This window comes from Ruegeria sp. HKCCA0370 (assembly GCF_013033705.1).
GTDB lineage: Bacteria > Pseudomonadota > Alphaproteobacteria > Rhodobacterales > Rhodobacteraceae > Ruegeria.
Genome location: NZ_WQEP01000001.1, coordinates 974,582 through 989,601, shown reverse-complemented (window position 1 = coordinate 989,601; position 15,020 = coordinate 974,582). Strand labels below are relative to the sequence as shown.

The following is a 15,020-nucleotide window of genomic DNA, read 5'->3' as shown; positions in this document are numbered from 1 at the left end:
TAGCTACAGTTTTCCCATCTGTTTCAGCTGCTTACGCTGTGCGATGATTTCGTCCTGCACGAAGTCGCGAAACGCGCCAACGCGTTTTGAATGCCGTAATTCTTCCGGGTAGGCCAGATAAACCGGAACATCTGCGGTTTCGATGTCTGACAGGATGGGCACGAGGTGCGGAAAATCCTGAGTGACATAATCGGGCAGAACACCGATGCCCAGATTGTGCAAAACGCCCTGAAGCACACCAAAATAGTTGTTCACAGTCAGCAAGGACCCGGGATTATAGGTCATCAGGTGGCGCACCATAGCGGCACTGGCCCCAACCTGCGGCGCCGCAGGGGTCTGACAAATCAGACGGTGGTCCTTGATCTCTTCCAGGGACTGCAACATGCCGCCGTGGTTTTCGATATAATCCTGGGTTGCATACAACATCATCTGAACGGTCATAAGGCGCTTGCGCACCAGATCAGCCTGGCTGGGCTCTTTCATGCGGATGGCGACGTCCGCTTCGCGCATCGGAAGATCCAGAACGCGTTCTTCAAGCATCAGGTCGATGTTCAGGTCCGGGTATTGCTCATAAAGTTTCGGCAAGCGCGGTGCCAGCCAGAGTGTTCCAAAGCCGAAGGTCGTCGTGACACGCAAAACACCAAAGACTTCTTCCTCGCTGTCGCGAATACGTGCAGCTGCGGCATCCAACCGTTTCGACATGGCGGATGTGGCGTCAAACAACAACTCGCCCTGTTCGGTGAGAATCAGCCCCCGCGCGTGACGGTGGAACAGGGTGGCATCCAGAGACTCTTCCAATGCGCGGATCTGTCGGCTTACGGCGGATTGAGACAGGTTCAGCTTGTCTCCGGCGTGCGTAAGGCTGCCTGCATCGGCCACCGCGTGAAATATTCTAAGCTTGTCCCAATCCATCACCGCAACTTTCGTTATCTTTCAGAAGCCCTATATGAAATAGGTAACAAGTTCTACATTCAAAGGACGAAATCGTTACATATCAGTGGATAAATTCTATACAGGTCAGAAATTATGACCTAAAATGAACCCAAGTAAAGCACACTGATCTGACGAGGGGAGACGTCTGATGAGCCAGCCACAGATAACGCTGAACGACCGGTTCGATCTTGAGAAAAACCCGGTTCTTCTGAATGGAACGCAGGCGCTTGTGCGCTTGATGCTGATGCAAAAGGCCAGAGACCGGCAAGCGGGCCTTAACACCGCGGGATTGGTCACCGGATATCGCGGGTCGCCTTTGGGGGCAGTGGATCAGCAAATGATGCGGGCCCAAAAGCCTCTGGCCGAAAGCGATATCACGTTTCAGTTCGGTTTGAACGAAGACCTGGCGGCTACCGCGCTTTGGGGCAGCCAGCAGGCGGGTCTGCGCGGCGACGGCAAATTCGATGGGGTCTTCGGGCTTTGGTATGGCAAGGGACCGGGCGTTGACCGGTCCGGTGACGTCATGCGCCACGCAAACATGGCAGGGACAGCCAAACATGGCGGTGTGCTCATGGCGATGGGCGATGACCATACCGGCGAAAGCTCGACGGTGCTGCATCAGTCGGAATGGTCGCTGGTCGACATGTACATGCCGATCGTCAGCCCCGCTGGCGTTCAGGAAATCCTCGACTATGGAATTTATGGATTTGCACTCAGCCGTTTCGCGGGGGTCTGGGTGGGTCTGAAGACGATGAAAGACACGATCGAAGTCACTTCGGTCGTGGATGGAAGTCCGGACCGGATGCAAATGGTCATCCCTGAATTCGACATGCCGGAAGGGGGGGTGAACATCCGGTTGGGCGACACGCCGCACATGCAGGAAACGCGTGTCATCGATTACAAAAGGTTCGCGGCCGAAACGTTTTCACACGCCAACAAGCTGGACAAACGGATGTGGGGCAAACCCGGCGCCAAGATCGGTTTTGTCGCGGCGGGCAAAAACTGGCTGGACCTGACACATGCGCTTTCGCTTCTGAATATTGACGAAGCCGAGGCCGAGCGTCTGGGGATTACCACGTACAAGGTGGGGCAGACTTTCCCGCTGGATATGGCCGGATTCCACGACTGGGCCGAGGGGCTGGACCTGATCGTGATCGTCGAGGAAAAGCGCAAGCTGATCGAGGTTCAGGTCAAAGAGGCCATCTTTGACGACCGGCGCGGACGCCGGGTCTATGGCTGGTACAAAGGCGGTGCCGGGACATTGCACCGCGAAGAACTGTTCCCGACGCGCGGTGCGCTTGACCCGATCATGATCGCTGAAAAGCTGGGCGAGATCCTGATTGAAGAGGGGCGCGAGACCGATGGTATCCGGGCCGGGCTGGCGTCTTTGTCAGAAGCGCGCCGGGCCGACAACGCACAGGAAATAGCAACGCGGCTTCCGTATTTCTGTTCCGGCTGCCCGCATAACAGCTCGACAAGGGTACCGGAAGGCAGCCGCGCCTATGCCGGCATCGGCTGTCACTACATGGTTCAATGGATGGATCGCGAGACGACCGGTTTCACTCAGATGGGTGGGGAAGGCGCCAACTGGATCGGCGAGGCGCCGTTTTCGACGACCAAGCACGTGTTCCAGAACCTCGGCGATGGCACGTACAACCATTCGGGCGTTCAGGCGATCCGGGCTGCGTTGTCCGCAGGAACGAACATCACCTTCAAGATCCTGTTCAACGACGCGGTTGCCATGACCGGCGGGCAGGAGAATGAGGGCGACCTGACCGCCGAACGGATCGTTGCCGAGGTCAAGGCAATGGGTGTCCGAGAGGTGGCTCTGGTTTACGATGAAAAAGAGGACGTCAACTTCAAGGCTCTGCCCGCCAGCGTTCAGACATACGAGCGTGCCGACCTCATGCAGGTGCAGGAGAAGTTTCGCGAGATCGAGGGCGTATCGGTCATCGTCTATGTACAAACCTGCGCTGCCGAAAAGCGCCGCCGCCGCAAGCGCGGGACATTCCCCGATCCCGACAAGCGTGTGTTCATCAACACCGATGTCTGTGAAGGCTGCGGCGATTGCGGTGTACAGTCAAACTGCGTGTCGATCGTTCCCAAACAGACCGAGCTAGGCCGCAAGCGGGCCATTGATCAATCGAGCTGCAACAAGGATTACTCGTGCTTGAACGGTTTCTGCCCGTCTTTCGTGACGCTTGAGGGCGCGAAAATTCGCAAAGAGGCGACGACCGAAATTGATCTGCCAGATTTGCCAACACCAGATCTGCCGAAGATCACCGGCACGCACAACGTCGTGATTACCGGCGTTGGCGGTACGGGTGTCGTCACCATTGGCGCCATCCTTGCGCAGGCGGCGCAGATTGACGGAAAAGGCGCGGGCATGATGGAAATGGCGGGGCTGGCGCAGAAAGGCGGCGCAGTCCACATCCACTGTAGATTGGCCAACCGCCCCGAGGATATCAGCGCGATTCGCGTCGCCACTGGCGAGGCCCACGCGCTGATCGGCGGCGATCTGGTGGTCTCGGCCGGCGCAAAGACGTTGGGCCTGACGCGCACTGGACGTACGGGGGCCGTCGTGAACAGCCATGAAACGGTGACGGGCGACTTCACGCGTGATACCGAGTTCCGCATTCCGGCGGATCAGCTGGAACTGGCCCTGCAAGCGCGGCTGAAAGAAGATGTCTCGCTGTTTGATGCGACCGAACTGGCGCGCGCGGTGATGGGGGATTCAATCTATTCCAACATGATGATCTTCGGCGCGACCTGGCAGCGCGGGCTGTTGCCGGTCAGCCATCAGGCGATCTTTGAGGCCATCGAATTGAACGGCACGGCGGTCGAACGCAACAAACGTGCGTTTGATATTGGACGTTGGGCGGTTCTGCACCCGGAAGACGTGCAATCCATCCTTGCGCCGACCGTGGCTGAGATGCCTAAGACACTGGATCAGATCATCGCGTTTCGCGCGCAGCACCTGACGGAATATCAAAGCGCCCGGCTGGCCAGGCGGTACCGCAAGCTGGTGGACAGTGTCGAGGACGCGGATTTGCGCGAAGCGGTGGCAAAAGGGTATCACAAGCTGTTGTCGTACAAGGACGAATACGAGGTTGCGCGCCTTCTGCTGACCAGTCGGGAAAAAGCGGCGGCCGAGTTTGACGGTGATTTCAAGATGACCTTTCACCTTGCCCCGCCGATATTCGGCGGATCAGGCAGCAATGGCAGGCCGAAAAAGCGTGCCTTCAGCGAATCCATCCTGACTGCATTGAAGCTGTTGACCAAACTCAAGGCATTGCGCGGCACACCACTGGACATTTTTGGGTATTCATCCGAACGCAAGATGGAGCGCGCCCTTATCCGACAGTATGAAAAGGACATGCGCGAGGTTCTGCCCCTGGTGTCACAGGACACCCGTGATGCGATTGCCGCCCTGGCCCGTTTGCCGCTGGATATCCGCGGATTTGGGCCGGTACTGCGGGAAAATGAGGCCAAGGCTGCGAAACGGCGAGAAGAGCTGCTGGCCGTCATCCGCAGCGGTGGGCCTGAATTGCAAGCTGCGGCAGAGTAATTCGTCACAAGGGTGTCACGATAGCTGGTCAAACCTGTTGCTTGTACTTATTTTGCGGGCAGCAAAACGGAGCCCTTCATGTCTTCTCGTCGTCATGTCGTTCGTGACATCTCGTATGCGCATTCCGCCGAAACCAAGGGGGGGCGGTTGGTCATCAGGCTGATGGAGAACACCACGGGACGGTTGCGTCTGATCAAACGGGCCGACGGATACGAACAAGAAGTCGCAAAGGGTCGGGATTTTTGGTCGGTCATGGTCGATCGCTATGGATTGACCTTGGATGTCGTTGGTGGCGCACTGGCGAATATCCCCAAGGAAGGTCCGCTTATCCTGATTGCAAACCATCCATATGGAATTCTGGATGGGCTGATGATGGGGCATATATTGTCCCAGACCCGTGGTGATTTCCGGATTCTCGCAAATCGCGTTTTCCGCAAGGCCGAAGACCTGAACCGTATCGTTTTGCCTGTTTCGTTTGATGAAACGAAAGAAGCGGTGAAACTGAATCTGGATACGCGGAAGACCGCATTGAATTACCTTGGCGATGGCGGCGCGATCGGGATTTTCCCTGGGGGTACGGTCAGCACCGGCGTCAATCCGTTCGCGCATCCCATGGATCCGGGTTGGCGCGGTTTCACGGCCCGAATGGTGGCCAAATCCAATGCCACCGTCGTTCCGGTGTTCTTCGACGGGCACACGTCACGTCTGTTTCAGATTGCTAGCCATATGCACAACACCCTGCGCATGGGGTTGCTGATCAAGGAATTCAAAAAACGTGTCGATACTCCGGTCAAAGTGGTGATTGGCATGCCTATCGGGCGCGACATTCTGGATCCGCTGGGCAAGGATACGCGCAAGATGATGGATTTCCTGCGCAAAGCGACGTATGAGCTGTCTCCGACACCGCTGAAGTCTTATGACTATGGCTATGAATTTGAGGAACGGCATCGCGCCTGAAGGGGCTAATGGCAGTAGGTATCTTTGATTCCGGATTGGGCGGTCTTACCGTCCTGAGCGCCGCGCAGACACGTCTGCCTGACGTTGATTTCCTGTATTACGCGGACAGCGCGCATGCCCCGTACGGTGTGCGCGATGCCGAGGACATCTATCAGCTGACCCGAAAGGCCGTGCAGGACCTTTGGGATCGCGGCTGCAACTTGGTGATTCTGGCCTGCAACACCGCCAGCGCGGCGGCGCTGCGCCGGATGCAGGAAGAGGGCGTGCCCGAAGGCAAACGTGTGCTTGGTGTCTTTGTTCCCTTGATCGAGGCCCTGACCGAACGGCAATGGGGCGACAATTCCCCCCCACGCGAAGTGGCGGTCAAGCATGTCGCCTTGTTCGCCACGCCAGCCACTGTATCCAGCCGGGCCTTTCAGCGCGAGCTGGCGTTCCGGGCAATTGGCGTGGATGTTGAGGCGCAGGCATGTGGTGGCGTCGTGGATGCCATTGAAGACGGTGACATGATCCTGGCCGAGGCGCTGGTGCGCAGCCATGTGGAAGCCCTCAAGCGCAAGATGCCTGAACCGCAGGCGGCCATTCTGGGCTGTACGCATTACCCGCTTATGGCTGACGTGTTTCAGGCGGCATTGGGACCTGACGTGCAGGTCTATAGCCAGGGGGAACTGGTTGCGGAAAGCCTTGCGGATTATCTCCATCGCCACCCCAACATGCTGGGTAACGGCCCGGGAGGGTTCCTGACGACGGGGAAACCCAATGTGGTGAGCGATCGGGCGACACAGTTCCTCCGACGACAAATCACATTCGAGGCCGCCTGACTTCGGTCAAGGACGCGGCCGCTCTGCTTTCATTAATTCAAGACCGTCGCATCGGCGGTCGTAACATGTGACACACGTTGAGAAGAGGTCTGACATGACCCATAAAATCGCAATTCTGGGCGCTTCGGGTTATACCGGTGCGGAACTGGTGCGGCTGATCGCCGAACACCCCAACATGGAAATCGCCGCGCTGGCCGCCGAACGCAAGGCGGGGATGACCATGGCGCAGGTTTTCCCGCATCTGCGCCACATGGATCTGCCGGACCTGTGCAAGATTTCCGAGATCGATTTTTCCCGGATCGATCTGTGCTTTTGTGCCCTTCCGCACAAGACAAGCCAGGAAGTGATCAGTGCGCTGCCCAAGGATCTGAAGATCATCGATCTATCTGCTGACTTCCGGCTGACTGACCCGGATGAATATGAAAAGTGGTACGGAAACCCGCATACCGCGCTCGAGCAGCAGGAAGAGGCCGTTTATGGCCTGACCGAGTTCTATCGCGACGAAATCCGGGGCGCACGGCTGGTGGCGGGTACGGGGTGCAACGCGGCAACCGGTCAATACGTTCTGCGGCCGCTTGTTTCTGCCGGGGTGATTGATCTGGACGATATCGTGCTGGATCTGAAATGTGCTGTATCCGGGGCAGGGCGGTCGCTGAAGGAAAACCTGCTGCACGCCGAACTGAGTGAGGGCACCAACGCCTATGCCGTCGGCGGGACCCACAGGCATCTGGGCGAGTTCGATCAGGAGTTTTCCAAGCTGGCCGGTCGTACGGTTCATGTGCAGTTCACTCCGCACCTGATCCCTGCAAACCGGGGTATTCTGGCCACCACCTACGTGAAAGGGGACCCGAATAGCATCTATGAAACGCTTGCAAAGGCCTACGCGGATGAGCCTTTCATTCAGATGCTGCCGATGGGCGAGACACCGTCGACCCACCATGTGCGCGGGTCCAACTTCTGTCATATCGGTGTTGTGGCAGACCGGATCGAACGGCGCGCGATCGTGATCGCAGCGCTGGATAACCTGACAAAAGGTAGCAGTGGCCAAGCCTTGCAGAACGCAAATCTGATGTTAGGTGAAATTGAAACCCGGGGCCTGATGATGGCACCGTTATTTCCGTGAGGACGGTATGAAAACGCTCAAGAAACGTCGCCGAGTACAAGTCATTCTGGTAGCTGTCGTTGCCTTGGTGGCATCGACGGCGTTGATTGGCTATGCCATGCGCGACGGGATCAACTTTTTCCGCTCGCCAAGCCAGGTGATTGCCGAACCACCCAAGCCGACCGAGGTCTTTCGGATTGGCGGCCTGGTCGAAGAAGGTTCAATCATCCGTGGGCAGGGCGAAACCGTACATTTTGTCGTCACCGACGGCGGCGAAAGCGTAAAGGTATCTTTCACTGGGGTTCTGCCTGATCTGTTTTCGGAAAATCAGGGCATGGTCGGCACCGGGCGTTACGTGAACGGTGTGTTTGAAGCCACTGAAATTCTTGCCAAACATGACGAAACCTATATGCCGAAAGAAGTCGTGGACGCGTTGAAAGAGCAGGGCGTGTACAAAGAGGCTGAAGAAAGCTGACCTGACCCACATTCGTGTTGAGGGCGTTGCGCGCGGGATGCGGGCAGCGCCCTCGGTCGTTCAGGCTTGTTAATTCTTTTTCGGGATCGTCAGCGCCATTCAACGAAATGAGGGCGCTATGCAAACGGTTCGGCAGATTGCCAATGAAATTGTGCGCCGGGAAGGCGGGTACGTGAATGACCCGGACGATCCGGGCGGGGCAACCAAGTTCGGTGTCACGATCCATACGATGCGCCGGCTTGGATTGGATCTGACGGGGGATGGGCTGGTTGACGTGGCGGATGTCCGGGCGCTTACTCAGCGCGAGGCGGTCGATATCTTTGTTCAGCACTACTTTGAAAAGCCACGCATCGCGCTGTTGCCGGATGTTATGCATGCCTCTGTTTTTGACATGTATGTCAACGCCGGTGCGCAAGCAGTAATAATCCTGCAACGGCTTTTGCGTGATATGGGGTTTGACGTGGTGGCAGATGGCGTGATCGGCGCGCAAACGGCGCACGCATGCACAGACGCGGCCCAACCAGATCCCAACGCGTTGCGCGATGCGTACGGCGTGGCGCGGCGGAACTATTACTTTCGGCTGGCCGACAAACGACCGGCATCCAGAAAATACGCGCGCACCCGATCCGGTGGCAAAGGAGGCTGGATCAAACGGGCCGAAGAGTTTCTGTCGCCACGCTATCGTCTTACGGAAAGTGAATTCAAGGAAAGGGTTGCGGCATGGGGTTGATCTCGGGGGTATTGGCGCTGCTGTTCGGGGGCGGTCGCAACGCTGTGCGTGAGACGGTTGAAATATACCGGGAAAACGCCGAGTCCCGTGCCGAGCGCGCGACAGAGTTGCAAAGTCAGGCAATGACGCAGTTCGGCCGAGAGTTCGTGGTTCCTCAAAAAGGCCTGTTCGACCGCGTCATGGATGGTGTCAACCGGTTGCCGCGCCCGGCTTTGGCGCTTGGAACGCTGGGATTGTTTGTTGCCGCGATGGTGGATCCGCTGTGGTTCGCTGAATGCATGCAGGGCATTGCGCTGGTGCCGGAACCTCTTTGGTGGTTGCTGGGCGTGATTGTCTCTTTCTATTTTGGCGCGCGCCATCAGAGCAAAATGCAGGATTTTCAGCGGGATATAGGCGCAGCCATGCAGCGGTTGCCGACGGTCATGGGGAACATAGAAACGGTGCGGGCCATGCGCAGCGACAGCCCGGGCGTCGCCGACCCCGGCCCTGATGCCAACCTGATACAGAACGCCTCGCGTCCTGATGCGAATCCAGCATTGACCGATTGGCGCAAGCTTCGGGGGCTTTGACCCGCGACACTATGTGCCCTCGGATCGTGCGAAAGTTAATGGCCCCCGGTTCGGCCTCGCAGTATATTCCGGGGCATGATTACAGAGCTTGGCCACTTCGCCCTCATCCTCGCCTTTTTCGTCGCCATCGTGCAAAGCGTGGTGCCTCTGGTCGGTGCGTCAAAAAACTGGACCGGCTGGATGGCTTTTGCCGAGCCTGCGGCCATCGTCCAGTTTCTGCTGACTGCATTTTCCTTCGGTGCGCTGATCTGGGCTTTCATCGTGTCGGACTTTTCGCTGCGGATCGTGGTCGAAAACAGTCATTCGGCCAAGCCGATGATCTACAAGATCAGCGGGACGTGGGGAAACCACGAAGGATCGATGCTGCTTTGGGTGCTGATTGTCACGCTGTTCGGAGCGATGGCGGCATTCTTTGGGGGCGGGTTGCCCCCAAGCCTGAAGGCGCGTGTGCTTGCGGTTCAATCTGCCATTGCCGTGGCGTTTTTTGCTTTCATTCTGTTTACCTCGAACCCGTTTGACCGGCTGGCAATTGCGCCGTTTGACGGGCGAGATCTGAACCCGCTGTTGCAGGATCCCGGTTTGGCCTTCCACCCGCCATTTCTGTATCTCGGCTATGTGGGGCTGAGCATGGCGTTCAGTTTTGCCATCGCCGCGCTGATCGAAGGGCGTATCGATGCGGCATGGGGGCGCTGGGTTCGCCCATGGACGCTGGCCGCCTGGGTGTTTTTGACGATCGGCATCGCACTGGGGTCCTGGTGGGCCTATTACGAGCTGGGCTGGGGCGGTTTCTGGTTCTGGGATCCGGTTGAGAACGCCTCTTTCATGCCGTGGCTCCTGGCGGCAGCGCTGCTGCATTCGGCAATCGTTGTTGAAAAGCGCGAGGCGCTGAAAAGCTGGACCATCCTGCTGGCAATCATTGCCTTCGGTTTTTCGCTGATCGGAACATTCATCGTTCGTTCGGGGCTGCTGACCTCGGTTCACGCCTTTGCCAATGACCCGGAACGCGGGGTGTTCATCCTGTTCATTCTGGTGGTTTTCATCGGTGGGGCGCTGACTTTGTTTGCCGCGCGGGCGCAGGCGATGGAGGCCAAGGGTGTTTTCGGCATTGTCAGCCGCGAAAGCGCGCTGATCGTAAACAACGTCCTGCTGGCGGTCAGTTGTTTCGTGGTCTTTGTCGGTACGATGTGGCCGATGGTGGCCGAGATGATGTTTGATCGCAAACTCTCGGTCGGGGCGCCGTTTTTCAACGCTGCATTCTCTCCTTTCATGGTTTTGCTGGGATTGATCCTTCCCATCGGGGCCATGTTGCCGTGGAAACGCGGGCGGATTGGAAAAACGGCCTGGTCGCTGCGCTATGCCTTTGGTCTGGCCTTGGCGATTGCCTTGCTGGTTTGGGCGATGCAGACCGGCCGCAGCGCTTTGGGGCCGGTGGGTCTGTTCCTTGGGGCGTGGATTACATTTGGCGCCATCGTTGATTTGTGGAGCCGTACGGGGCGCAACGGCAGCCTGAAACGCTTGTTCCGCCTGCCAGGTGCGGATTGGGGTAAAGCCGTCGCTCATACCGGGCTGGGTGTTACCATCTTTGCCATTGCAGGCCTGACTGCATGGGAGGACGAGGATATTCGCGTCGCCCAACCCAACCAACCTTTCGAAGTGGCACAGTTCACGCTGACGCTGCAAGATGTCCGTCGGGTCGAGGGGCCGAACTATTTTTCGACCACGGCGGATGTTCTGGTTGAAAAGAATGGTCGTCCGATCGGGACATTGCACCCGGAAAAACGGGATTACCCCGTTGCGCGGATGCCCACGACCGAAGCGGCGATCGATTATCGTTTCCTCGGGGACCTTTACGTCGTGATCGGCGATCAACAGGCAGATGGTGGCTGGGTGATGCGAACCTATATCAAGCCGCTTGCAAACTGGATCTGGGGCGGCTGTATCCTGATGGCGCTTGGCGGTGTCCTGAGCCTGTGTGACAGGCGCTTCCGTGTGGCCGCAGGCGCAAGAAAAACCCCGGTCGGCGGAGTACCTGCGGAATGAAACGCCTTGTTCTGATTCTGATGATGCTCGCAACACCCGTCTTTGCGGTGCAGCCTGACGAGGTTCTGGATGATCCGGTACTGGAACAGCGTGCGCGGGATCTCAGCGCCGGACTGCGTTGCCTCGTGTGCCGCAATGAGAGCATCGACGAAAGCAACGCGGATCTCGCGCGTGATCTGCGCGTGTTGTTGCGGGAACGGTTGGTGGCTGGGGATACGGACGAACAGGCGATCGCGTTTATCGTTGATAGGTATGGCGAATACGTACTTCTGAAACCGACTGCCAGCGGCTCGAACCTGTTTTTGTGGCTGGCCGGGCCAATCATGCTGTTGATCGCTGCCGCGGTTGGGTTGAACTTTCTCCGTACCCGGGCCAAGGCCCGTGCTTCGGTGGACTCTGCCGCGTTGAGTGAGGACGAAAAAGAACGTCTGCGTCAAATTCTTGAAGACTGACGCGTGGTTCTGCTTTTCCCGTCCCGTCCGGGCCAGTAAGTGTGCAAAAACACATGGCGCGACGGGAGGGTTTTCATGAATTACGAAACGGTTGCTCTGGAGATTGCAGACGGTCTGGCGGTTCTGACGCTGAACAGGCCGGACAAGATGAACGCGCTGACCACCCAGATGCGGGCAGAGATTACGCACGCCATGAAAGATGCAGCGATCAAGGCGCGCTGTGTCGTCATCACCGGTTCGGGCCCTGCGTTTTGTTCCGGGCAGGATCTGGGCGATGCGTCTTCAACCGGCAAGATCGATCTGGAACGGTCGCTGCGCGATGAATATGAACCGATGCTGGAGACGATCCACAATTGCCCGGTGCCCACGATTGCCGCGGTGAACGGACCGGCGGCCGGGGCAGGCGCGAACCTTGCCCTTTGTGCCGATGTGGTGATTGCCACCGAAAGCGCCTACTTCCTACAGGCATTTGCCCGTATCGGTCTGCTTCCCGATGCCGGTGGAACATGGTTCATGCCCCGTCAGATGGGGTTGGCCAAAGCAATGGGCGCGGCCTTGTTTGCCGAAAAGATCACGGCAAAGCAGGCGGATGAATGGGGCATGATCTGGGAAGCCGTGCCGGATGACGCTTTCGCCGATCATTGGCGCAAGAGGGCAGAGTATCTGGCAAAAGGCCCCACGGCCGCCTATGGCGCGATCAAGCAAGCCATTCGCCGAACGTATGAAAACACTCTGCAACAGCAGCTTGCGACCGAGGCGCACCTGCAAGGCGAATGTGGCCGTTCGAGGGACTTTGCCGAAGGTGTCGTGGCCTTCATGGAAAAACGCCCTCCGAAATTCGAAGGGCGCTGATCAGGCTGACATCATGCGCGGCGGCGGCGGCGTGTGCGACGTTCCGGTGCCGCATCGTCATCCGTCCCGTCCGAGGCGGATGTGAACGGACCCAGCGCATCAGTGATCTGATCGAGCGTCGGGCGTTCACCACGCGGCGTGCTGTCCAGCGCCTCACGCATCTTGCGCAGGTGGTCGGGCATGGTTCCGCAGCACCCGCCAATGATGGTCGCGCCGGCATCCCGCGCCATGGCGGCATACTGCCCCATCAGTTCGGGCGTTCCGTCATAATGGATGTGACCATCCACGTATTTCGGAATGCCTGCGTTGCCCTTCGAGATCAGCGGGCGTTCAGTGCCTTGCGCGGCAAATCCCAGTACTGTGCGCAGAATGTCGGATGCGCCGGTGCCGCAGTTCGCACCGAAAGCGATGGGAGGATTCGGCAGAGTTTCGACCAGCTGGGCCAGATCGGCCGATGTGACACCCATCATCGTGCGTCCGGCAGTGTCAAAGCTCATTGTGCCGCACCAGGGCATGTCGGTCAGGGCAAAGGCTTCGGCGGCGGCGCGAAACTCTTCGGGGGCGCTGATGGTTTCCACCCACAGAACATCCACCCCACCTTCTTTCAGCGCTTCCGCCTGTTCATGGAACATTTCCACGGCTTCGGCGTGCGACAGGCTGCCGACCGGCTCCATGATTTCACCAGTCGGGCCGACCGATCCTGCAACGACGACAGGTCGTCCGGCCTTGTCGGCGATTTCGCGCCCCAGCTCGGCGCCGATGCGGTTCAGCTCGCCCACGCGGTTGTGCGCGTCATGAAGTTTCAGCCGTGCCGCTGTGCCGCCGAACGTGTTGGTCAGGAACAGATCGCTGCCTGCATCAACCGACCCCTGATACAGAGCCAGGATCTTGTCCGGGGCATCCACGTTCCAGAGTTCGGGAGCGTCACCAGATTGCAGGCCCATGTTGAACAGATTCGTTCCCGTGGCACCATCGGCCAGAATGGCGTCATTGGATTCCAGAAGCTTGCTCAGCGCGTTTGTCATAGGGTTGTTCCAGGAAAAGGCGCAAAACGCCGTTAAAAAAAGAGACGCCCCGTGTCTCATGACCAAGGCGTCAAATCAAATTCATAAAACTCATGAAGATCATGAGTCGGACGCCCTAGGCTCAGTTGGTCTCGCTCAGGACCTGCGCCTTGGCTTCCGGCAGAAGCTCGGCCATTTTTGCGCGGATTTCCTCGTCCGAGGACAGGTTGCCCAGATCGCCCGAAACCTTGCGAACGACATCTTCGTGCCCGGCTTCCTCGAAGTCGGAAATCACGACCGTCTTTGCATATTCTTCGGCGTCGGCACCGGATTTACCCAGTTTTTCAGCAGCCCACAGACCCAAAAGCTTGTTGCAGCGGGCTTGTGCCTTGAACTGCATCTCTTCGTCATGGGCAAACTTGGCTTCAAAGGCGTTTTCGCGTTCGTCGAACGTCGTCATAGGGCAAGGACCTCTTGGGTTATGTCTTCTTTCCTGATGATATGACTATACGACGTCCCATGCGCAAGGGATTTGCGCTGCGTCAAAGCCTCTCGGGTACATGAACTTGCGGGAAATGGGTGCTTGGACTATGAGGACGCCAACGTGAGGGGACTCAATCCCTCTGTGCAGAGTGGAAAGGTCGCTTATGGCGCGTCGCAAGAAAATCTATGAAGGCAAGGCCAAGATTCTGTACGAAGGCCCCGAACCGGGAACGATCGTCCAGTATTTCAAGGATGACGCCACCGCCTTCAACGCGGAAAAGAAGGACGTGATCGACGGCAAGGGTGTGCTCAACAACCGCCTGTCGGAATTCTTCATGACCGGCCTGACCCAGATTGGCATTCCGAACCACTTCATTCGCCGCCTGAACATGCGTGAACAGCTGGTTCGCAACTGCGAAATCGTTCCGCTGGAAGTGATCGTGCGCAATTATGCCGCCGGATCGATGTCCAAGCGCCTGGGCATTGCAGAGGGCACGCAACTGCCGCGCCCGATCGTCGAGTACTGCTACAAGGACGATTCGCTGGGTGATCCGTTGGTCACCGAAGAACACATCGCCGCGTTTGGCTGGGCCAGCCAGCAGGACATGGACGATATCCTCAGCCTTGCCTTGCGCGTGAACGATTTCATGAGCGGTGTGATGCTGGCGGTGGGCATTCGTCTGGTCGACTTCAAGATCGAGATCGGCCGCGTGTTTGAAGGCGATTATCAGCGCCTGATCGTTGCTGACGAAATCAGCCCCGACAGCTGCCGCCTGTGGGATATCGAAACCGGTCAGAAGCTGGACAAGGACGTGTTCCGCCGTGATTTGGGCAGTTTGACCGACGCCTATTCCGAAGTTGCACGCCGACTGGGTGTCCTGCCCAGCAACAATGTCACCAAGCCGACGCTGATCAACTAGGAACGGCCGGACCTCAAGTTTGCCAAAGCGCCGCAACCGTGTTTGCGGCGCTTTTTCGTTCGCGGTTGAAATTGACAGTTTCTCGTTTCCCCAGCATGTTTGCCTCGGGCAGGCACA

The 15,020-nt window shown here is 58.1% G+C and carries 14 protein-coding genes; 11 read left to right on the top strand and 3 right to left on the bottom strand.

All coding sequences use genetic code 11. The features are described 5' to 3' along the window. Positions 1-3 precede the first annotated feature (3 nt). Entirely contained in the window at positions 4-912 is a 909-nt protein-coding gene (locus GOW31_RS05000) for a LysR family transcriptional regulator (RefSeq protein WP_171116088.1), read from the bottom strand. A 169-nt stretch (positions 913-1,081) separates the two neighbouring features. Between GOW31_RS05000 and GOW31_RS04995 the strand changes: the two genes are divergently transcribed. From GOW31_RS04995 to GOW31_RS04950, 10 genes are all read left to right on the top strand, one after another. Further along, positions 1,082-4,501 (top strand): indolepyruvate ferredoxin oxidoreductase family protein, encoded by a 3,420-nt coding sequence (locus GOW31_RS04995; RefSeq protein WP_171168298.1) that lies wholly within the window; start codon positions 1,082-1,084, stop codon positions 4,499-4,501. A 78-nt stretch (positions 4,502-4,579) separates the two neighbouring features. Then, complete coding sequence (locus tag GOW31_RS04990) at positions 4,580-5,458, top strand: lysophospholipid acyltransferase family protein (protein WP_171168296.1); 879 nt, start codon at positions 4,580-4,582, stop codon at positions 5,456-5,458. Between the two features lie 8 nt (positions 5,459-5,466). Next, complete coding sequence (locus GOW31_RS04985; protein ID WP_171168294.1) at positions 5,467-6,276, top strand: glutamate racemase; 810 nt, start codon at positions 5,467-5,469, stop codon at positions 6,274-6,276. 94 nt (positions 6,277-6,370) lie between these two features. Continuing rightward, complete coding sequence (gene argC / locus GOW31_RS04980) at positions 6,371-7,399, top strand: N-acetyl-gamma-glutamyl-phosphate reductase (protein ID WP_171168292.1); 1,029 nt, start codon at positions 6,371-6,373, stop codon at positions 7,397-7,399. Between the two features lie 7 nt (positions 7,400-7,406). After that, on the top strand, positions 7,407-7,853 hold the full coding sequence (gene ccmE, locus GOW31_RS04975; RefSeq protein ID WP_171116077.1) for a cytochrome c maturation protein CcmE: 447 nt from the start codon (positions 7,407-7,409) through the stop codon (positions 7,851-7,853). A gap of 118 nt (positions 7,854-7,971) precedes the next feature. After that, positions 7,972-8,583, top strand: coding sequence for a holin-associated N-acetylmuramidase (locus tag GOW31_RS04970; RefSeq protein ID WP_171168290.1), 612 nt, complete (start codon positions 7,972-7,974; stop codon positions 8,581-8,583). Further along, positions 8,574-9,152: a holin family protein gene (locus GOW31_RS04965; RefSeq protein WP_171168288.1), complete on the top strand. Its 579-nt coding sequence runs from the start codon at positions 8,574-8,576 to the stop codon at positions 9,150-9,152. The genes GOW31_RS04970 and GOW31_RS04965 overlap by 10 nt, the downstream gene beginning before the upstream one ends. A 75-nt stretch (positions 9,153-9,227) precedes the next feature. Next, entirely contained in the window at positions 9,228-11,192 is a 1,965-nt protein-coding gene (locus GOW31_RS04960; protein WP_171168286.1) for a heme lyase CcmF/NrfE family subunit, read from the top strand. Continuing rightward, entirely contained in the window at positions 11,189-11,644 is a 456-nt protein-coding gene (locus tag GOW31_RS04955; RefSeq protein ID WP_171116069.1) for a cytochrome c-type biogenesis protein, read from the top strand. The genes GOW31_RS04960 and GOW31_RS04955 overlap by 4 nt, the downstream gene beginning before the upstream one ends. Positions 11,645-11,719: 75 nt before the next feature. Beyond that, positions 11,720-12,496, top strand: a complete 777-nt coding sequence (locus GOW31_RS04950) for an enoyl-CoA hydratase-related protein (RefSeq protein WP_171116067.1) — start codon at positions 11,720-11,722, stop codon at positions 12,494-12,496. 11 nt (positions 12,497-12,507) lie between these two features. On the opposite strand, the gene bmt is transcribed toward GOW31_RS04950, so the two are convergent. Both bmt and GOW31_RS04940 read right to left on the bottom strand, forming a co-directional pair. Next, positions 12,508-13,521, bottom strand: coding sequence for a betaine--homocysteine S-methyltransferase (bmt, locus tag GOW31_RS04945; RefSeq protein WP_171168284.1), 1,014 nt, complete (start codon positions 13,519-13,521; stop codon positions 12,508-12,510). A 121-nt stretch (positions 13,522-13,642) separates the two neighbouring features. Then, positions 13,643-13,960: a DUF1476 domain-containing protein gene (locus tag GOW31_RS04940; RefSeq protein ID WP_152457893.1), complete on the bottom strand. Its 318-nt coding sequence runs from the start codon at positions 13,958-13,960 to the stop codon at positions 13,643-13,645. 187 nt (positions 13,961-14,147) lie between these two features. Between GOW31_RS04940 and purC the strand changes: the two genes are divergently transcribed. Continuing rightward, a complete protein-coding gene (gene purC / locus GOW31_RS04935; protein WP_117869044.1) occupies positions 14,148-14,903 on the top strand; it encodes a phosphoribosylaminoimidazolesuccinocarboxamide synthase in 756 nt (251 codons plus the stop codon). Positions 14,904-15,020 lie beyond the last annotated feature (117 nt).